The 18,673-nt window shown below is 65.6% G+C and carries 17 protein-coding genes and 1 riboswitch; of the genes, 9 read left to right on the plus strand and 8 right to left on the minus strand.

Annotated elements, in window-relative coordinates; translation table 11 throughout:
* Positions 1 to 73 precede the first annotated feature (73 nt).
* The 8 genes from ACP15K_RS09700 to ACP15K_RS09735 all read left to right on the plus strand — a co-directional run bounded on the left by ACP15K_RS09700 (position 74) and on the right by ACP15K_RS09735 (position 9,633).
* Positions 74 to 2,215: a hypothetical protein gene (locus ACP15K_RS09700; protein WP_424990394.1), complete on the plus strand. Its 2,142-nt coding sequence runs from the start codon at positions 74 to 76 to the stop codon at positions 2,213 to 2,215.
* Positions 2,212 to 4,458: a glycosyltransferase gene (locus ACP15K_RS09705; RefSeq protein ID WP_424990395.1), complete on the plus strand. Its 2,247-nt coding sequence runs from the start codon at positions 2,212 to 2,214 to the stop codon at positions 4,456 to 4,458. Before ACP15K_RS09700 ends, ACP15K_RS09705 begins: the two co-directional genes overlap by 4 nt.
* Before the next feature lie 332 nt (positions 4,459 to 4,790).
* Positions 4,791 to 5,570, plus strand: coding sequence for an SDR family oxidoreductase (locus tag ACP15K_RS09710; RefSeq protein WP_424990396.1), 780 nt, complete (start codon positions 4,791 to 4,793; stop codon positions 5,568 to 5,570).
* 116 nt (positions 5,571 to 5,686) lie between these two features.
* Positions 5,687 to 6,778 (plus strand): ABC transporter ATP-binding protein, encoded by a 1,092-nt coding sequence (locus ACP15K_RS09715; RefSeq protein WP_193141744.1) that lies wholly within the window; start codon positions 5,687 to 5,689, stop codon positions 6,776 to 6,778.
* A gap of 393 nt (positions 6,779 to 7,171) precedes the next feature.
* Entirely contained in the window at positions 7,172 to 7,387 is a 216-nt protein-coding gene (locus ACP15K_RS09720) for a twin-arginine translocase TatA/TatE family subunit (RefSeq protein WP_193141743.1), read from the plus strand.
* A gap of 31 nt (positions 7,388 to 7,418) precedes the next feature.
* Complete coding sequence (gene tatB / locus ACP15K_RS09725) at positions 7,419 to 7,850, plus strand: Sec-independent protein translocase protein TatB (protein WP_193141742.1); 432 nt, start codon at positions 7,419 to 7,421, stop codon at positions 7,848 to 7,850.
* Positions 7,847 to 8,737: a twin-arginine translocase subunit TatC gene (tatC, locus tag ACP15K_RS09730; protein WP_193141741.1), complete on the plus strand. Its 891-nt coding sequence runs from the start codon at positions 7,847 to 7,849 to the stop codon at positions 8,735 to 8,737. Before tatB ends, tatC begins: the two co-directional genes overlap by 4 nt.
* Positions 8,734 to 9,633: an ATP-binding protein gene (locus tag ACP15K_RS09735; protein ID WP_193141740.1), complete on the plus strand. Its 900-nt coding sequence runs from the start codon at positions 8,734 to 8,736 to the stop codon at positions 9,631 to 9,633. The genes tatC and ACP15K_RS09735 overlap by 4 nt, the downstream gene beginning before the upstream one ends.
* Here ACP15K_RS09735 and ACP15K_RS09740 read toward each other — a convergent pair.
* The 8 genes from ACP15K_RS09740 to radA form a co-directional block, all read right to left on the minus strand.
* The gene (locus ACP15K_RS09740) at positions 9,587 to 10,147 is read right to left on the minus strand and encodes a manganese efflux pump MntP family protein (RefSeq protein ID WP_424990397.1); all 561 of its coding nucleotides are present in this window, start codon (positions 10,145 to 10,147) and stop codon (positions 9,587 to 9,589) included. The two genes, ACP15K_RS09735 and ACP15K_RS09740, sit on opposite strands and share 47 nt — an antisense overlap.
* 5 nt (positions 10,148 to 10,152) lie before the next feature.
* Positions 10,153 to 10,315, minus strand: a riboswitch (yybP-ykoY riboswitch).
* A 159-nt stretch (positions 10,316 to 10,474) separates the two neighbouring features.
* Positions 10,475 to 11,623: a LysM peptidoglycan-binding domain-containing protein gene (locus ACP15K_RS09745; protein WP_193141738.1), complete on the minus strand. Its 1,149-nt coding sequence runs from the start codon at positions 11,621 to 11,623 to the stop codon at positions 10,475 to 10,477.
* Between the two features lie 42 nt (positions 11,624 to 11,665).
* Positions 11,666 to 12,307: a protein-L-isoaspartate(D-aspartate) O-methyltransferase gene (locus ACP15K_RS09750; RefSeq protein ID WP_424990398.1), complete on the minus strand. Its 642-nt coding sequence runs from the start codon at positions 12,305 to 12,307 to the stop codon at positions 11,666 to 11,668.
* Positions 12,304 to 13,089, minus strand: coding sequence for a 5'/3'-nucleotidase SurE (surE, locus tag ACP15K_RS09755; protein ID WP_424990399.1), 786 nt, complete (start codon positions 13,087 to 13,089; stop codon positions 12,304 to 12,306). Before surE ends, ACP15K_RS09750 begins: the two co-directional genes overlap by 4 nt.
* A gap of 124 nt (positions 13,090 to 13,213) precedes the next feature.
* The gene (locus tag ACP15K_RS09760; protein ID WP_193141735.1) at positions 13,214 to 13,867 is read right to left on the minus strand and encodes an SDR family NAD(P)-dependent oxidoreductase; all 654 of its coding nucleotides are present in this window, start codon (positions 13,865 to 13,867) and stop codon (positions 13,214 to 13,216) included.
* A 333-nt stretch (positions 13,868 to 14,200) separates the two neighbouring features.
* Positions 14,201 to 15,721, minus strand: a complete 1,521-nt coding sequence (gene purF, locus ACP15K_RS09765; RefSeq protein ID WP_193141734.1) for an amidophosphoribosyltransferase — start codon at positions 15,719 to 15,721, stop codon at positions 14,201 to 14,203.
* A 107-nt stretch (positions 15,722 to 15,828) separates the two neighbouring features.
* Positions 15,829 to 16,389, minus strand: a complete 561-nt coding sequence (locus ACP15K_RS09770; RefSeq protein ID WP_424990400.1) for a CvpA family protein — start codon at positions 16,387 to 16,389, stop codon at positions 15,829 to 15,831.
* Between the two features lie 20 nt (positions 16,390 to 16,409).
* Entirely contained in the window at positions 16,410 to 17,771 is a 1,362-nt protein-coding gene (gene radA, locus ACP15K_RS09775; RefSeq protein WP_193141915.1) for a DNA repair protein RadA, read from the minus strand.
* 666 nt (positions 17,772 to 18,437) lie between these two features.
* Here radA and ACP15K_RS09780 point away from each other — a divergent pair.
* On the plus strand, positions 18,438 to 18,673 hold a 236-nt coding region (locus tag ACP15K_RS09780; protein ID WP_424990003.1), incomplete at its 3' end, for a transposase.

An 18,673-nucleotide genomic window follows, 5' to 3' on the forward strand; every position in this document is an offset into this window, starting at 1 on the left:
TGGGAATTGCGAGCCAATGCCGCAGTGCGGTCCTGGGCCGTATCTGACAAGATGCTGAAAACGTGTCAAAAACATGACGATCGGATGTGCCGTGGAAGAGCTGGACACCAGGCAGGATTTGCAAGCCAAAGGCACCGCGCCCAGCCTGGCCTTTTCCTGTGTCGTGGATCGCAATCCGGTGATCGAACGGTCGGCGCTGATCTGGGTCACCTGTTTGCTGGACCTTGAAAACATCGCGCCCGAGAGAATTTTCGTCCACACGGTCGAGACCGATCTGGATGTCCTGCCGCAGCTTGCGGCGCGCGGGGTCAACATCGTCCCGGTGGCGCGTTTCGGTGATGGCAAGTACTGCAACAAGCTGGTGCAGCCGCTCAGCCCGGCGGACTTCGGCGCCGACATCCTCGTGATGAACGACTGCGATATTGCTGCCACGGGGCGGTTCGGCGCAGCTCTTGCGGCCGAAGCGGTGCAGGCCCGGCAGGTCAGCGGGCGTTTTGCCCTGGGCAAGACCGCCGATTTCCCCAACCCGCCGCTGGACAAGATCCGCGCCCTGATGGAGGCGTTCAAGGTCGCCCCGCCCGAGGCGCTGGCGCATGACTCGCTGTTTCATCACGCGCTGCCGCTGGGGTACTTCAATGGCGGGCTGTATGCCCTGCCGGTGGCCCTCTGTGCAGAGTTCGGCGCGGCCTGGCAGGACTGGGCGCTGCGTCTTTTGGGCGATCCGCGCACGGCAAAAATCCTTGAGCAACACGCGCATCATGTGGACCAGATTTCCTTTTACCTGGCCCTGCGCGATCTGAAGCTGCATGCCCATTGCCTGGACGAGCGGTTCAATTTTCCCACCCATTTTCTGCATCCGGAAAGCCGGAATGCCAGCGTCGAACCGGCGCTGGCGATCCATTTCCACAACAATCTCGACGACAAGGGTCTGCTTGGCCTCAGTGGAATCCGGGCCATCGACAGGGATGTGATGCGGGTGAACGCCCGGCTGTCCGCGCTCGGGCTGGAAACGGACTGGGACCCGGGGGAAGACAAGCGCTTCCGTTCGTGGCGGTCGCTGGAGACAGGGGTTTCGATGACCACAAGGAACGCGCCACAATTGAAAACGCTGTTGCAGGCAGCGGGGATCGAAACCGCCGAGACCGTGACGGATGTCTGTTGCGGATCGGCGGCGCATCTGGAGGGCCTGACCCCGCGCAGCTATCGCGGGTTCGACCGGCGCGCCCGGATGGTCGAGGTCGCCGGACAGCGCCTGCCAGAGGCCCGTTTCACCACGGGCGCCGCGGATGCGCCAGGGGATCTGGTGCTGTGCCTGGACTTCGCCGAATACGCAGCAGGGTTCGACGCGCCGGATCAGGCGGTGCGGATGCTGGCGGAGCTGACCGGCGACAAACTGTTGCTGTTGGGCGAGCCGCGTTCGTCGGATCAAGGCGATCTGGCGGATCTGTTGCGCCGTGACGGGCTGTTTCGCGATGTCCTGCATCTTGGCCAGTATACCGGCCGCCCCGTGTACCTGGCGCTGAAACGCGCCGGGCTGCCGGAATCCGACCTGCTGGACCTGTCGCGGCCCGAGGCCACACGCCTGCTGCACTATCTGCACGGGGACAGGGCGACCATTCCGGCGCGGTTCGGGGCCGAACTGGACGCTCTTTCGCGGTTGCCATCGTGCCTTGATGCCGCGCGTGTCGCGGTGGTCGGCGGCGGTCCGGATTGTGCGTTTACCATGGCCGTTGCCTTGCGCGGCGCAACGCTTGTTTCAGCCGCGAACCTTGTCCTGACCGCGGACAGTGCCGCATCCAAGCGGGCCGTCGCCAAGCTCAAGCCGGTAGACTTCCTGTTCGTGTTCTCCGGTTTTGGCGATGACGAACAGACGGGCACGGGCTTGCAACAGGTTGCGCGCAATCTGGTGCCGGGTGGACGGGGGATTGTTCTGGCTGCAACTGCAAAACGGTCCGATGCCCTGCAGCCGGGCAGCGAGGGGGCCGAAACGGGGGCCAAGGTGATCCGCCTGCTGGAAAAGCAGAACCTTGTCCTGACCCATGAGGCGCGGGTGCCCACGCCCTTCGGCACCGAGTTGGACGGGCTGGTGATCGAGGTGCTGAAGCCCCGCGATGGCACGGTCAGCAAGGCCAGAAAATCCCGCACGCCGAAGTTCCTGCGCGATTTCGAACGCAACCTGCGCCATCGGATCAAGGGAAAGAAACCCAAGTCATGACGGATACCCCGCTTCCGGTCACGCTCCGGTTCGAGATCACGCAGGGGGCCGGTGATCTCTATCTGGCCACCGTCAGCATCACGGCCTTGCGCCGGTTTCTGACAGGATCCGTGACCCGGATCGAAGTGGTGATCCCCGATCCCGCCTTGCGGGAGGATGCGCAGAAAAACTGGCCTCTGGCCAAGGACGCGCAAGTGAAGTTGGTCGCGGACGCGACCGCCGCTGCCGATGCCGGCGGGATCACCATATCTGGGGCGCCCATCGTGATGCTGACCCGCCCGGTGACGCTGGATGCGGGTTTCGTGATTGAAGGGGGCGGACGCCGTCTGGTCTGCGACGTGGCGGGCACGGGGCAGGGGGATATTCCGGACGGTGTGCAGTCCCTGCCGCAACTGCTGGGCCCTTCGGGTCAGATTCAACCGGCGCAGTTTCCCGATCTCGACGCGCAGGAGATTGCCGATCTGAGCGCCGAGATCCGGCGCTTGCATCACAACGGGTATTTCTGGGACTACCGGTATCGGACCAATCCCGAACTGGGCAGTGGCGTCGGCTCGCGCGGTGTGTTTCAAAGCATCAAGCGCGAGCTTCTGAACCGCAACGTGGTCGCACCGGGCCTGTCGGTGGTGGATATCGGCTGCGGCGATCTTGAGGTCGTCCGCCAGCTGAACTTCAGCCGCTATATCGGGGTGGACGAGGCGCCGCGTGCGCTTGAACTGGGGCGGGAAAAGCGCCCGGACTGGGAGTTTCGGCAGGCGCCGCTGGATGTCTCCGGCGGATCCGTGGCCGAGGCTGCCCTGTGTTTCGAGGTTCTGATCCACGCGCCCTCGGCGCAAGCCGCCGAGAAACTGATCGACACGCTGGCCCGCGCCGCCAGCAAGCGGATCGTGATTTCGGGCTACGACCACCCGGTGCCGCAAAGCCCCATCGTCTATTTCCATGCCCCGCTGAAAGACATGTTGGGCGCGCTGGAAGGCTGGAAAGCCCCGGTGCTGATCGCCCGCTATGAGAACCTGTCGGTCTATGTGGTGGATCGTGACGACAGCGGCCTGCCGCCGCCGGTTCCCTTCGAGCCCCGCGAGTTGGAGCCCTTCACCTGGGATATGCTGGGTGCGCTGGGGAACAAGCTGGACGGTCTGACCGCGCAGGTTTCGCGTCTTGCTGCGACGGCGCATGCGGCGCAGGCGCCGGCCGCTTCGAATGACGGCGGGACGGGTCAACCAACCGATGCCACGGCCCGAAACCTGAACATGCCTGCGCTGAGGCAAGGTCAGCCGCTGATATCCGTCATCGTGAGTTGCTACAACGAGGCCGCATTCGTCGAGCGGTTGATCGACTCGCTTCGCGCCCAGACCGAGCCCAATTTCGAAGTGCTGTTTCTGGATGACGGATCGCAAGACGAAACCGTCAGCATCATTACATCCCACTGTCGGAAAGATCCCCGGCTGAAGGTGTCTCAGGATGGGCGCAATCTGGGGCCATCCGCACGCCGAAACCAGGGGCTGGATGCGGCGCAGGGGCGCTATGTCTATTTCGCCGATGGCGACGACTACGTCGAAGAAACCGCGCTGGAACGGCTGCTGAACCTGCTGTTGGAAACCGATGCCGAGGTGTCGCGCGGCGCACATTTGTTCTGCACGCCCGACGGTCACAGCCAGATCAACCAGATGGACCAGTACCACCAGCCCGAGGTGTATAGCGTCAGCTATGCCCAGATGCCCAGTCTGGTCTTTCTGTACTCTGCCGCCAACACACTCATCGACCGCCACCTTCTTGTGCGCCACGACCTGCGGTTCGACAGTTCCCTGCGGCTGGGCGAGGACCGGCTGTTCCTGCAACAGGTGTTCGCGGTGGCGCGCGGCATCTCGCTGACCAAGGACATCACCTATCGCTGGATCCGCCAGGCCGAGGGCGGGGCGCATCTGTCGTTCTCGCGCTCGGTCGAGGAACGTCTGGCCTCGGTGCAGGGCTATCTGAGCGGGATCGCCGCCCTGGAGGGCGCAGGGCCGCGCCATCTGGCCTATTCGCAAGCCGCGATGTTCTGGGAACTTTACATCCGCCTGATCGAAACCCCGGATTTGGACGCCCTGACCCCCGAAGCGCGCCAGACCCTTGCAGGGATCGCCGGGACACTGGATTTCTCCGAAGATCTGCTGGGCGACCGCTGCATCAAGGGCTGGGCCGAGCGCCGGGAACCCCGCGCGCGGGAGGTCTATCGGAAATTGCGGCGCAACGGCGGGTTCTGACGGCGGTTGTTGCCGCCGCCGCCGCCCGCGCCAACCCAGCAGCCCAAGCGCCGTCAACAGACCTAGACCGGCACCGGGCAGGGGCACCGCCGTCGATCCGCCGCCGAACAGATTGCGGGTGCGGGGATTGGAATAGGTTTGATCCAGCCCAAGAAAGCCGCGGGTCCGCAGACTTCAGTCCCGGCAGGCCACGCCATCCTTGTCGTTGTCCTGCCCGCCACCGATTTGGGGGCGGTGGCTACCCCTGCCCGGGGCAATCGGGGTCAGCTGTGTGTTGCACCGCTGCGCAGGGCTGCTACCTGTAGGGCGACATCATGAAGGAGTGCGACACCATGGATCTGGGAATTGCGGGCAAACGGGCACTGGTCACGGCAAGCTCGAAAGGGCTGGGGCGCGGCTGTGCCGAGGCGCTGGCCGCGGCCGGCGTGAACCTGGTGCTGAACGCGCGCGGCGCCGAAGCGCTGGAGGCCACGGCAGCGGCGATCCGCGCGGCCCATGGCGTCGAGGTCATCGCGGTGGCCGCCGACATCACCGACGAAGCGGGCCGCGCCGAGGTTCTGGACGTGGCCGGGCAGATTGACATCCTTGTGACCAATGCCGGGGGGCCGCCGCCGGGCCTGTGGTCGGACTGGACCCGCGATGATTTCATTGCCGCCGTGGATGCCAACATGCTGGCGCCCATCGCACTGATGCAAGCCGCCCTGCCGGGCATGATCGATCGGGGCTGGGGCCGGGTGGTCAACATCACCTCCGGTTCGGTCAAGGCGCCGATCCCGCAGCTGGGCCTGTCCAACACCGCGCGCGCCGGGCTGACTGGATTCGTGGCGGGCACCGCGCGGCAGGTCGCCCAGCACGGGGTGACGATCAACAACATGCTGCCGGGCATCCACGCCACCGACCGCGCGCAATCGCTGGACAGCGGGGTCAGCAAGGCCGAAGGCATCGACATGGAGGCCGCCCGCAAGAAACGCGAGGCGACCATCCCGGCGCGCAGGTATGGCACCGCCGGTGAATTCGGCGCCATGTGCGCCTTCCTGTGCTCGCAGCATTCCGGGTTCATCGTCGGCCAGAACATCGTGCTGGACGGCGGCGCAATCAACGCCACCATCTGACGGCGGCCTCGCGTCCCTGAAACAGCCCCGCGGCGCGGCAATGCGGCGGGGTTGCGAAGGGGAAGGCGGGGTGCTAGCCGAAGGGCTCTTGAGGGTTTTGATCGGATTTCGCATCCATGACAGCAGTGCATCAAAGGCTTGAAGCCGAGGGGCTGTATCGCCGGTTCGCGGGCCGCGCGGTGGTCAATGATGTCTCGCTGAGCCTGAATGCCGGTGAGATTCTGTGCCTGCTGGGGCCGTCGGGCTGCGGCAAGTCAACCACCCTGCGGATGCTGGCCGGTGTCGAGACGCCCGAGCGCGGGGTGATCCGCGTCGACGGGGTCGAGGTCGAGGGGCCGCTGGTCTCGGTGCCGCCCGAGGGGCGGTCGGTCGGGCTGATGTTTCAGGATTTCGCGCTGTTCCCGCATTTGTCCGTGGCCGCCAACGTGGCCTTCGGGCTGCGCGGCAGCAGGGATGACAAGCACGCCCGCGTCAAGGAACTGCTGGACCGGGTGCATCTGGCGCAGCACATCGACAGCTATCCGCACGAGTTGTCGGGCGGCGAGCAGCAGCGGGTGGCGCTGGCCCGCGCGCTGGCGCCCCGGCCGCTGGTGATGCTGATGGACGAGCCGTTCTCGGGGCTGGACAACCGGCTGCGCGACGGCATCCGCGACGAAACCCTGGCGCTGCTGAAGGAAGAAGGCACCGCGGTGGTCATGGTGACCCACGAGCCGGAAGAGGCCATGCGCATGGCCGACCGCATCGCGCTGATGCGCGACGGGCGGATCGTGCAGCAGGGGGTGCCCTACAACCTGTACAACGCCCCGGTGGACAAGGCCGCGGCGGCGTTCTTTTCCGATGTCAACGTGATCCGGGGCACGGTGACGGGCGGGCTGACCCGTACCGCCTTTGGCGAGTTCCTCGCCCCCGGGCATGCCGATGGCTCGAAAGTGGAAATCATCATCCGTCCGCAGCACCTGAAGCTGGACTTCGACCGCAACGGGCACGGGCCGGCGCCGACCCCGGTCAATGGCGTTCCGGCGCGCGGATCGGTGGTGCGGGCGCGCTATCTGGGCCGCGAAAGCCTTGTGGAATTCGAGATGGAATTCGATGGCACCCATCTGTCGGCGGTGGTGCCGGGGGTGTTCCTGCCCAATGCCGGCACGCCGCTGTGGCTGATGATGCGCCGCGATCGCTGTCACGTCTTCCCGGCCCACGCGGAGAGCTGACCCGAAAGGGGGGCTCCCGCCCTCTGCCCCGGCACAGCCGGGGCGCCGGTTGGGCCCGGCGCGGCTGCGCCGCGCGGGCGTGATCCGGGGCAGGGGGTGGCCTTGGATGGCGGCTGTCATGACAGTGCTGAGAGGCGTTTCAGGGCCAAGTCTGCCCTGAAAGCGCCGGTTCAAGGGTGAGGGCCGCCAGAGCCGCCTCAAGGCCAGGCCGCGCGTTGCGCGGGCGCCTGCGGCGCGCCTTGACCCGGCTCTGCCGTCCGCGCCCTGCGACATCGTGATGGGAAAAGCCCTTGCGGGGGGTTTTGGGGCTTTGATCCCGTGCCTATCTTATTTAGACACGATCCATCACAAGAAGGGCGCCCGAAACGACCGGGTGCCAAGGGAGACTGACAAATGCTGAACAATATCGGCCTGCCCGGCCTGCTGCTGATTGCCGTCGTGGTACTGGTCCTGTTCGGACGCGGCAAGATCTCGTCCCTGATGGGCGAAGTCGGCAAGGGCATCACCGCCTTCAAGCGCGGCGTGAAAGATGGCTCGGAAGAGATCGAGAACGCGGATGACACCGTGGCCCGCGACATCACCCCCGAGACGGAAAAAGACAAGGTCTGAGGGCCGGTGGCCCGAGCGGGACGTGTGACGCATGTTTGACATCGGCTGGACCGAGCTATTGGTTGTCGGGATCGTGGCGCTGATCGTGGTGGGGCCCAAGGATCTGCCGATCCTGTTCCGCCGCATGGGCGAATTCACCGGCAAGGCCAAGGCCATGGCGCGCGAGTTTTCCCGCGCGATGGATGACGCTGCCGATCAGGCCGGGGTCAAGGATATCCAGACCAGCCTGAAGGCCGCGACCAACCCCAAGCAATTCGGACTGGACGCGATCAACAAGGCGGCCAAGGATCTGGAGCTTCCCGACGACCCGTTGGCGGACACGCCGGCCGCAAAGTCGTCTGGCGCGAAGAAGCCCGCCGCGACCGGAACGCCCAAGACGCCGCCCGCGGACACCGCGACCCCCCCCGAAGAAACGCCTGCGGTTGCTGCGGCCGATGAGACGACGGACACCAAACCCGCATGACAGACGACCAGATCGAAGACACCTCGGCCCCGCTGATCGAACATCTTGCGGAGCTGCGCACACGGCTGATCCGCTCGGTCATCGCGTTTCTCGTGGGCATGGTCCTGTGCTTCATCGTGGCAGAGCCGCTGCTTGAATTCCTGTCCGAACCCATCGCCGATGTGCTGCGCGCCCGAGGCGAGGATCCCCGGCTGATCTTTACCGCGCCGCAGGAAAAGTTCTTTGTCTTGATCCGGATCTCGCTGATCGGCGGCTTTGCCCTGTCGTTCCCGGTCATCGCCCACCAGCTGTGGCGATTCGTGGCACCGGGGCTGTACCGGTCCGAAAAGGACGCCTTCCTGCCGTTCATGATCGCCTCGCCGGTGCTGTTCCTGCTGGGCGCGGCCTTTGCCCATTACGTGGTCACCCCGCTGGCGATGAACTTCTTCATCGGGTTTTCCGACGCCATTCCGGCGCTGGCCAATCTGGTGGCGGGTCAGGGCGATTTCTCGGCGCCCGACCCGAACGAAGAACTGAAGACCGTCTTCCTGGGCTCGGTGCGTGAAAGCCTCGACCTGTCGCTGAAGTTCATCTTCGCCTTCGGCCTGTGCTTCCAACTGCCGGTGCTGTTGACACTGATGGGCAAGGCCGGGCTGGTTTCGGCGCGCGGCCTGAAGGACATGCGCAAATACGCGGTTGTGGGCATCCTGGTGCTGGCAGCCTTGGTCACGCCGCCCGATGTCATCACCCAGGTGATCCTGTTCACGGTGGTCTACGGGCTGTACGAGATCTCGATCCAACTGGTCAAACACGTCGAGAAACGCCGCGAGGCGGACTTGCGGGCGCAGGGCCTGTGGGACGACGAGGACGACGCCGACGCAGCCCCGGAAGACGGCGCGCGGTCATGAGCAAGAAGGCCGCGCTGACCCGCATCGCCGCCGCGCTGGAGCGGATGAGCCCGCCGCCGGGGGCTGTGCCCGACCTGTCCGCCGAGGCTTTCGTCTGGCACGTGGCGCCAGACCGGCTGGTGCCGGTCGCCAAGGTCGCCCGCGTGGCGCTGCCGCTGCTGCAGGGCATCGACCGGTCGCGCGACACCCTGCTGGCCAACACCCTGCAATTCGCCCGCGGCCTGCCCGCCAACAACGCGCTGCTCTGGGGCGCGCGGGGGATGGGGAAATCCTCGCTGGTCAAGGCGGTCCATGCCGAGGTGCGCACCCAGGGCCATGACCTGAAGATCGTCGAGGTCCAGCGCGAGGATCTGCCCAGCATCACCCGTCTTATGGCGATCCTGCGCGGCTCGGACGCGCGCTTCGTGCTGTTCTGCGATGACCTGTCGTTCAGCCATGATGACGAGCATTACAAGAGCCTGAAAGCGGTGCTGGATGGCGGGATCGAGGGGCGGCCGTCGAACGTGGTGTTCTATGCCACCTCGAACCGGCGCCACCTGATGCCGCGCGACATGATCGAGAACGAACGCTCGTCGGCGATCAATCCCAGCGAGGCTACCGAGGAAAAGGTCTCGCTGTCTGATCGCTTCGGCCTGTGGCTGGGGTTCCACCCGTGCAGCCAGGACGAATACCTGTCCATGATCCGGGGCTATTGCGATGCTTTTGGCATTGCTATCGACGACGACACGCTGCGGGCCGAGGCCATCGAATGGCAAGCCACGCGCGGCGCGCGCTCGGGCCGGGTGGCCTGGCAATTCGTCACCGATCTGGCGGGTCGCAAGGGCGTGGCGCTGACCTGCGGGCGACGGCTCAGGCCGCGCCGGACAGATGCTGCCACAGGATCGTCGTGCCGATAGCAACAAGGGCGACCCCGCCCAGGGTTTCGGCGATGCGTCCGAACCGCGCGCCGATCAACCGGCCTAGAAGCACCCCCGTCGAACTCATCACCATGGTGGTCGCGCCGATCGCGAGGGCGATCCAAAGGATGTTCACCTGCAGAAACGAGAGCGAGACCCCGACCGCCATCGCGTCGACCGAGGTGCCCATCGCGGTCACCACCGTCGCCCAGACGGACCGGATTCGCGGGGTGTGTTCGGTGTCGCGCCAGGCTTGCAGCGCCATATGCGCGCCGACCCCGGCCAGCAGGAGGAAGGCGATCCAGTGATCGATCACAGCGATGTGCCGGGCTGCCGCCATGCCTGCCGCCCAGCCGATCAGCGGGGTGAGCGCCTCGACCAGGCCGAAGATCACCCCGGTCCGCAGGGTCATTGCGAAACTGGGACGCGGCTCGGATGTGCCCTGTCCCAGCGAAGCGACGAAAGCATCCATGGACATAGAGACGGCAAGCACGCCGATGGCAGTCGGGGACATGTAACGGTTCCTCGGGGCTGATCCGGGCGTTGGATGGACTCCGCCCGCAGAGCCATTACGCCACAGTCTCGCGAAATCCCATGGATCAGGCGCGCCACGCGGTCTCTCCGCGAGCATGTTGACGCGCCTCCGCCGTGGTGGCGGACGCTACTCCCCGATGCGCGCTGTATCTCGCGGCGTTCTGGAAATGTCAAATAAAAACATCACCTTAGAATGAAACGCAGTCGCAGGTTCGCGCACTGGCTGAAACCGGGAGCAGCCGTCAACTGTCCCATGGTGCTGCGTCGGCGTGCCTCTGGCGCGGCACCTGCCCGGCGCCGCGAGGACTCAATTGGACAGATACGGCACCGGATCGACGCTTTCGAAGCCCTTGCGCACCTCGAAATGCAGGAAGGGCTGGTCGCCGTCGCGGACCTTGGCGATCTTCTGGCCGCGGGTCACGCGGGTGCCCTTTTCCACCACGATGTCATCGACATTGGCATAGACCGTCAGCAGGTTGCTGTCGTGGCGCAACACCAGGATCGGCACCTCGTCGGTGTCGCGGGTGATGGCGGCCACGGTGCCCGCATCGGCGGCCCGCACCGAGGCGCCGGCGGCGGTGCCGAAATCCAGCCCTTCGTTCTTGCCCGGAGCATAGCCTCGGATGATCCGCCCGGTCACCGGTTGCAGAAGTGCGGCGGTGTCCGAGGCCGAGGTCTGCTGCTGCGCTGCCGGGGCCGGGGTGCTGTCCACACTGCTGGTGGCAATCGGGGCGCTGGCCACCGGGGCCAGGTCCTTTTCGGGCTGCGGGGTCGCGGCACTGGGCGGCACCGGGGTGGGGCTGCCGCTGCCGGGGGTGGCCACGGCATTGGCCTCAGGCTGCGGCGCCGGGCCGGTGGCGGGCGGGATCAGCAGGATCTGCCCGACGCGCACCGTCAGGTTCGAATCCAGCCCGTTCCAGTCCGACAGCGCCTGCGCCGACACATTGTAGCTGCGGGCGATCGAGAAGGCGGTTTCGCCCGCAACCACCGTGTGGCGGCGCGGTTCCGGACCGGCGGCGGTGATCGAGGAACTTTGCGCCGCCGGTTTGCCCTCGGCCCGGTCCAGCGCGGAACCGGCCAGCGTGGCCACATCGACGCTGCCAGATGCGCTTTCGGGCACACGGCTGGACAGGATCACGATCTCGCCCGGATCAAGCTCGGCGGTCTCGGGCAGGCCGTTCTTGCGGGCCAGCGCCGTGGCATCCAGCCCCAGACGCTGGGCGATGCTGGCGACCGTGTCGCCATTGCGGGCCACGGCGACCTGATAGCCGGGATAAGAGATGACGCCGCGCGCATCGGGCGCCGGGCGTGGCGCGGTTGGCGTCGTGGCCGAACCGTTGTTCAGAACGTCGCCGGCGCCGGGCACCGACAGGGTGCTGCAAGCGCCAAGTCCCGCGCACAGCAGCAGCGTGGCGGTCAATCGCGTGAAGTGTCGGGCCGTGGTGACCTTGATCATGCTCGTATCCTCTGGAACCGCCCCGTTCTGGTGCGGGCGCGTTCAGTCTTCACCAAGTCCTTCGACCAGCGGCACGAACCGCACCGGGCCAAGTTCGTCGTACTCAAGACCCTCGGGGGTGCGGGTCACCTTGATCAGCGTCTGCACCGCGTCGGACTGCCCCACGGGCACCACCATGATACCGCCCTCGCGCAGTTGCGCCAAGAGCGGGCCGGGAGGATCCTCGGCGGCCGCAGTCACCAGGATGCGGTCAAAGGGCGCCTGCGCGGGAAGCCCGTGCGATCCATCGCCGACAAACACCGTGACATTGGACAGATCAAGGTCGCGAAACCGGGCCTTGGCGTCCTCGGCCAGGTGGCGATGCCGCTCGACCGTATAGACCCGCCGCGCCATGCGTGCCAGCACGGCGGCCTGGTAGCCCGAACCGGTGCCGATCTCCAGCACCGTATCGCGCGGGCCCACCTTCAGCGCCTGGGTCATGGCGGCCACCACCGAAGGCTGCGAGATCGTCTGCCCGCAGGGGATCGGCAGCGGCATGTCCTCATAGGCACGATGGGCGAAGGTGCCGCGCAAAAAGACCGAACGGTCGGTGCGCTCCATCGCGGTCAGCACGCGCGGATCGGTTACCCCCTTGCTGCGCAGGGTGTAGATGAATTGCAGGATGCGCTCGTCCGCGCCGGTCATTCCAGCCGATCCCTCAGCGCGCCCAGGGTGTCATGGGCGGTCAGATCGGCGCGCAGCGGCGTGACCGAGATATGGCCCGCGATGTTGGCCGACACATCGGTGCCCGCGCCGGTTTCTACCGCCTGCGGTCCGCCTTTGGCCCACAGGAACCGGCGGCCCGAGGGGGCCTGGTGCGGCTCGACCGAGAACCTTGTGTTGGGGCGGAAACCCTGTGCGGCGACCTTCATCCCCTTGACCCTGGCAGCGGGCAGGGGCGGGAAATTGACGTTGTAGAACAGCCGGTAGGCCGCGTCGTCCCACAGGCCGTTGTTCAGAAGCGCGCGCACGGTGGCGGCGCCATGCTGTGCGGCGGCGTCGAACGGATCGTCCAGTTCCGCGTTCTCGGGGCCATAGAATTGCGACAGGGCGACGGCGGGCAGCCCTTGCAGAGCCGCCTCCATCGCGGCGCCGATGGTGCCGGAATACAGCACGTTCTCGCCCGCGTTGTTGCCCCGGTTCACGCCCGACAGCACCAGTTCCGGCCCGGCCCCGGCCATCACGTCGTAGATGCCCGCCAGCACGCAATCGGCGGGCGAACCTTCGGCGGCGAAGCGGCGCGGACCCATCTGCGCGATCATCGTGGGATGGGTATAGGAAATCTTGTGTCCGACCCCGGATTGCTCGAACGCCGGTGCCACCACCCAGACCTCGCCCTGCGGTCCGGCGATTTCGGCGGCGATGGCTTCCATCACTTGCAGGCCAGGGGCGTTGATGCCGTCATCATTGGTGACAAGGATACGCATGCGAAGACTCCAGAAACCGGACGCGTCGGGGAAACGCACCCTGTGCTTAGGGGAAGGCCGCTGCCGGGTAAAGCCGTCGCGCGTTCGGGGCGGTCCGACCGGGCGCAGGCGTGGTCACGCGGCCTCAGATTTCAGCCAGGATATCCATGGCTGCCTGCGCGGGCGGCGTCAGCCCAGCACGATCCTCGCCGGGGAAGAACCGGGCCCGGGTCGCGGTGGCCAGCGGCGGCGGTGTCACGATGCGCACCTGCGGGCCGGTCTTCGGGGTTTCGGCCGCCCAGGAGTGCGCCAGCGCCATTTGCGCCGCCTTGGTGGCGCCATAGGCTCCGAAGAACTTTTGTCCGGCCCGCGGATCGTCGAAGAACAGCGCCTTGCCGGTCTCGCCCAGCAGCGGGCTGACATAGCAGATCAGGCGGCGGGTGGCGTCGACATTGACGGCGAGACTGCGGTCCCAGTCCTTGGTGGTGATGAAATGCGCCGGGCTCAGCGGTGCGGCGTGCAGGGCGGTGTGCACCCAGATGTCCAGCCCGCCCCAGCGGTCGTGGATCGACCGGCACAGATGCTGCATGGCGCCGTCATTGGTCACATCCAGCGGCGCCAGGGTCGCCGCACCGCCCGCGGCCTTGATCTTGTCGTCCAGCTCTTCCAGCCCGCCCACGGTGCGGGCCACGGCGATGACATGATGACCGCGCTTGGCCAGTTCCAGAGCAAGGGCGGCGCCCAGCCCCCGCGAGGCGCCGGTGACCAGCACCGGCTTGAGATCACTGTGGTGTTCCATGCCCCCCATTTGCCCCCGCCGCCGGGCAAGCGCAAGACCAACCACATGTCGCAGCCTCTTTGAGCTTGGGTCAGGGCGCGCCGCAGGTGCCCGATCGCAGATCGGCTTGGCCTTGAGGCGGGGGCACGGTGACGATCCCAGGGCAGGGGCCGCAGGGGCACATGGGCCCCTTAGGGCCTCTGAGCGGAATATCCGCCATCGACATCCCCGCGCATCGCGTGCCGTGCGGAACCGACCGCGCGGCGCCGCCGCGCCCGGCCCAACCGGGGAAGATGCATTGCATCGACACAGGGCGGGAGCGCCCCCTTTTGCCGTTTGCGAACCCTTGCGAAGCTACTCGGCGGCCTTCAGTTCAAAGCCCTTGGCGATCATGTCCGCCGGGCGCACCGGGTAGTCGCCCGAGAAGCAGGCGTCGCAATACTGCGGGCAGGCGTTGTCGCGGCCCGAGGTCTCGCCCACGGCGCGATAGAGTCCGTCCAGCGAGATGAACTTCAGACTGTCCACCTGCAGATGCCGGGTCATTTCCTCTTCGCTCATGGTCGCCGCCAGCAGCTTTTCGCGCTGCGGGGTGTCCACGCCGTAGAAACACGGCCAGGCGGTGGGCGGCGAGGCGATGCGGAAATGCACCTCGGCGGCGCCGGCATCCAGGACCATTTCCTTGATCTTGCGCGAGGTCGTGCCGCGCACCACCGAATCATCGACCAGGATAACCCGCTTGCCCGCGATCAGGGCGCGGTTGACGTTCAGCTTCAGACGCACCCCCATGTTGCGGATCTGCTCGGTCGGTTCGATGAAGGTGCGGCCCATGTACTGGTTGCGCACGATCCCCATGGCGAAGGGAATGCCGCTTTCCTGGCTATAGCCGATGGCCGCGGGCGTGCCGCTGTCGGGCACCGCGCAGACCAGATCGGCATCGACCGGGTTTTCGCGGGCCAGTTCCACGCCGATCTGGCGGCGGGTCTCATAGACCGACTGGCCGCCGATGATCGAATCGGGACGCGAGAAATAGACATGCTCGAAGACACAGAACTTCGATGGGCGCTGGCGGAAGGGGAAATGGCTTTCCACGCCGTTTTCTGCGGTGATGACCACCATTTCGCCGGGGGCGATCTCGCGCACCAGTTCGGCGCCGATGATGTCCAGCGCGCAGGTTTCCGACGACAGCACCCAGCCCTCGCCGACCTTGCCCAGAACCAGCGGCCGCACGCCCATGGGATCACGCACGCCGATCAGCTTGGTGCGGGTCATCGCCACGATCGAGAAGGCACCTTCGACCCGGCGCAGGGCATCTTCCATGCGTTCGGGGATGTTGCGCTGCAACGAGCGTGCCATCAGGTGAATGATGCATTCGCTGTCCGAGGAGGACTGGAAGATCGAGCCGCGCTCGATCAGTTCCTTGCGCAGGGCTTCGGCGTTGGTGATGTTGCCATTGTGGGCAATCGCCGCGCCGCCCATGGAAAACTCGCCGAAGAACGGCTGCACATCGCGGATCACCGCGCCCTTGGAGCCGGCCGTCGAATAGCGCACATGGCCGATGGCCAGTGGCCCCGGCAGGGTTTCCATCAATGACGCCTTAGTGAAGTTGTCGCGCACATAGCCGAAGCGGCGGGCGCTGTTGAAGCCCTCTACCGGGTGATGGCAGACGATGCCGCCGGCTTCCTGACCGCGGTGCTGCAGGGCGTGCAGCCCCAAAGCCACGAAATTCGCTGCGTCGGCCAGACCGACCACGCCGAACACACCGCATTCTTCCCGAAGCTTGTCGCCATCAACCGGGTCAAAAGGGTGGGCAGGAAATTCGATATCTCGGGACAAGGGCGTCTGCCCTTCGGTCCCGGTCGAAGGTTCGTCACGCATCTCGGCGCTGGCTCCGATTCCGTTGAACAATGGGCGTCGTTTAAACCGATTGGTGCCGGGTGTCACGAAAGGATCACAGACAAGACAGTTCGCAAGATGCCCGAATATCACGCATCCACGCCACAGCTTCCGACAAGCTGTTCATAGCGCATCAGAATCCAGCCCGGCGCGTCCTCGGGAATCATTCCGTCCACGTCTTCGCGCATGCCGGAAAAGACCCGTGCGGTGCGGCTGTCGTCGACCATGGGGATTTCCTGCGCGACCACCACGCGGTCGTAGACCACCAGTGCCACCGCCACCAGAAGGATGCCGCGCAGGGCGCCAAAGACGAAGCCCGCTGCCTGGTCCAGCCCGCCCAGGGCCGAACGTTGGACGACGGTGGAAAACAGTGGCGTGAACAGCGACACCACCACCAGCGCCAGCGCGAAGACCGCGGCGAAAGCGGCGATGATCGACAATTCGCACGAACTGCGCAGGAAGTCGCCCACATAGGGGATTTCCTTGATCAGTGGTTCGGCCTGCCCGGCAAACAGAAAGGCCACGATCGCGGCGGCAACCCAGCCGACAATCGCCATGGCCTCGCGCACGAAGCCGCGGGAATAGGCCAGTATGGCAGAGACGACGATAACGGCGGCCACGACCCCGTCGACAATGGTGAACCCGTCCATACCGTTACTCCCTCTTGCCGCTATCCGGCTCCGAAAACATCGCCGACGAACCCGGTCAGATCCGCCATCGGGCGCAGTGCGACGCCGCTGTCTGCCAGCCGCTTGCCGCCGCCCGGCACGATAGCCTTGGAAAAACCAAGTTTCAGGGCTTCTTTCAACCTGTTTTCGGTCTGTGTCACCGGACGTATGGCCCCAGAGAGACTGATTTCCCCGAAAACCACGGTTTCCGGCGGCAATGCCACGTCCTCGCGCGCCGACAGAAGCGCGGCGGCGACGGCCAGATCGGCAGCAGGTTCCGCCACCCGCAGCCCGCCGGCCACGTTCAGATAGACGTCCAGCCCGGCAAAGGGGATGCCACAGCGGGATTCGAGCACAGCCAGAATCATCGCCAGCCGCCCGCCATCCCAGCCCACCACCGACCGGCGCGGGGTGCCGTGGGGGGCGGGTGCGATCAGCGCCTGAAACTCGCACAGGACCGGTCGCGTGCCTTCGATCCCGGCAAACACGGCCGAGCCTGCCGCCGGTTCGCCGCGATCCTGCAGGAACAAGGCCGAGGGGTTGGGCACCTGCGCCAGCCCCTTGCCGGTCATCTCGAAGACGCCGATCTCGTCGGCGGGTCCGAAGCGGTTCTTGACGGCGCGCAGGATGCGGAACTGGTGGCCGCGCTCGCCTTCGAAATACAGCACCGTGTCGACCATATGCTCGACCACGCGCGGCCCGGCGATCTGGCCTTCCTTGGTGACATGGCCGACCAGAATGACGGCGACACCGTGGCGTTTGGCAAAGCTGGTCAATTCGTGCGCCGCCGCCCGAACCTGGCTGACCGAGCCGGGGGCGCTGTCGACGGTGTCGAGCCACATGGTCTGGATCGAATCGACAATCACAAGGTCGGGCTTTTCCGCCTCCAGCGTGGTCAGGATATCGCGCAGCCCGGTTTCGGCGGCCAGACGCACGTTCGCCTTGCCCAGTCCCAGACGGCGGGCGCGCATCCGCACCTGGGCGGTGGCTTCCTCGCCCGAGACATAGACACAGGACAGGCCGCGCCGGGCAAAGGCCGCCGCCGCCTGCAGCAGCAGCGTCGATTTGCCGATGCCCGGATCACCGCCCACCAGCGTGGCCGAGGCCGGAACCAGCCCGCCGCCCAGCACCCGGTCCAGTTCCGCGACCTGCGACTGGGTGCGCGGCGGCGGCGCTTCCTCGGTGTCCAGATCGACCAGCGGCACGCTGCGCCCGCGCTTGCCGCCCAGTCCCTTGCCGGGACCGGTGGACAGCGGTTTTTCCTCGACGATGGTATTCCACGCCCCGCAGCCATCGCAGTGCCCGGACCATTTGCTGAAGCTCGCCCCGCAGTCGGAGCAGTGAAAGGAAAGGGATTTCGCCATGCACAGGGTTTGGCCCAGTCCCACGCCCGCGTCCAGAGCGAAGGCTGGCCCGGGCGCACAGGGTGACGGGACGGCGCGGATGTGCAATGCTGGGCTGGTTGTCCGAAACCTACAAACTGAATTGAAGATCAACTAGACGCATGTTTCTTGTGTTGTGGTGGTGAATCAATTCGAGGTAAAGCAGCCTCTTATAGAACACATTTTTGTCGGTTGGCGTTGCCAGAGATGGCGCTAGTATATTGCCATATAGACCAAGTTGGCGAATGAATCCGAGTTAACGGCTTTATAGGCCAGAAAAAGTGTGGCTGCCCATGTCAAGATTCCCATTAATCGGCGTCTTCCGCGCGGAAGCATTCCAATGTAAGGCTTTCTCTCGTCAAGGCTGGACCTCATCGTCACTTCTGAATGGGTGCTTGGCATAGATATTTACCTGTTTCTTTGTGCGAGATGTCTACTGGATAGAATCTTCTGAAAAATCTTCTGCTTGGTCTTCATCGTCATCATTGGCAGCATCACTATCAACTTCTTCGATCTCGAAAGGCAAAGACCACGCGCCTGGGTTTCCTGCCATTGCTGCTGAAACAAGAGGAACAGAAAACCTTAGGCTCAGGACCCATTGATTTCCGGCGATCAGCGTGATTCACCGTTCGAAAAACGAGCGGTGACATGTCTGATCTCTTCTGGCTTAGCGACGCGCAGATGGCGCGGCTTGCGCCTTTCTTTCCCAAGTCTCACGGCAAGCCCCGCGTCGATGATCGGCGCGTGTTGAGCGGAATTATCTTCATCAACCGCAATGGCTTACGTTGGCGGGATGCGCCCGCCGCATACGGTCCGCACAAGACCTTGTACAACCGCTGGAAGCGGTGGAGTGACAAAGGTGTTTTCGCGAGGATGATGGCTGG

Origin of the sequence: Fluviibacterium sp. S390, from assembly GCF_049800695.1 — a bacterium.
In the GTDB taxonomy this organism is placed as follows: Bacteria; Pseudomonadota; Alphaproteobacteria; order Rhodobacterales; family Rhodobacteraceae; genus Meridianimarinicoccus.

What these genes read in the sequence shown, in the direction of transcription:
- ACP15K_RS09700 (WP_424990394.1), top strand. Translation starts at nt 74, where the DNA reads ATGACGATCGGATGTGCCGTGGAAGAGCTGGACACCAGGCAGGATTTG.
- ACP15K_RS09720 (WP_193141743.1), top strand. Translation starts at nt 7,172, where the DNA reads ATGCTGAACAATATCGGCCTGCCCGGCCTGCTGCTGATTGCCGTCGTG.
- ACP15K_RS09715 (WP_193141744.1), top strand. Translation starts at nt 5,687, where the DNA reads ATGACAGCAGTGCATCAAAGGCTTGAAGCCGAGGGGCTGTATCGCCGG.
- ACP15K_RS09740 (WP_424990397.1), bottom strand. Translation starts at nt 10,147, where the DNA reads ATGTCCCCGACTGCCATCGGCGTGCTTGCCGTCTCTATGTCCATGGAT.
- ACP15K_RS09770 (WP_424990400.1), bottom strand. Translation starts at nt 16,389, where the DNA reads ATGGACGGGTTCACCATTGTCGACGGGGTCGTGGCCGCCGTTATCGTC.
- tatC (WP_193141741.1), top strand. Translation starts at nt 7,847, where the DNA reads ATGACAGACGACCAGATCGAAGACACCTCGGCCCCGCTGATCGAACAT.
- tatB (WP_193141742.1), top strand. Translation starts at nt 7,419, where the DNA reads ATGTTTGACATCGGCTGGACCGAGCTATTGGTTGTCGGGATCGTGGCG.
- ACP15K_RS09760 (WP_193141735.1), bottom strand. Translation starts at nt 13,867, where the DNA reads ATGGAACACCACAGTGATCTCAAGCCGGTGCTGGTCACCGGCGCCTCG.
- ACP15K_RS09750 (WP_424990398.1), bottom strand. Translation starts at nt 12,307, where the DNA reads ATGACCGGCGCGGACGAGCGCATCCTGCAATTCATCTACACCCTGCGC.
- ACP15K_RS09705 (WP_424990395.1), top strand. Translation starts at nt 2,212, where the DNA reads ATGACGGATACCCCGCTTCCGGTCACGCTCCGGTTCGAGATCACGCAG.
- radA (WP_193141915.1), bottom strand. Translation starts at nt 17,771, where the DNA reads ATGGCGAAATCCCTTTCCTTTCACTGCTCCGACTGCGGGGCGAGCTTC.
- surE (WP_424990399.1), bottom strand. Translation starts at nt 13,089, where the DNA reads ATGCGTATCCTTGTCACCAATGATGACGGCATCAACGCCCCTGGCCTG.
- ACP15K_RS09735 (WP_193141740.1), top strand. Translation starts at nt 8,734, where the DNA reads ATGAGCAAGAAGGCCGCGCTGACCCGCATCGCCGCCGCGCTGGAGCGG.
- ACP15K_RS09745 (WP_193141738.1), bottom strand. Translation starts at nt 11,623, where the DNA reads ATGATCAAGGTCACCACGGCCCGACACTTCACGCGATTGACCGCCACG.
- ACP15K_RS09710 (WP_424990396.1), top strand. Translation starts at nt 4,791, where the DNA reads ATGGATCTGGGAATTGCGGGCAAACGGGCACTGGTCACGGCAAGCTCG.
- purF (WP_193141734.1), bottom strand. Translation starts at nt 15,721, where the DNA reads ATGCGTGACGAACCTTCGACCGGGACCGAAGGGCAGACGCCCTTGTCC.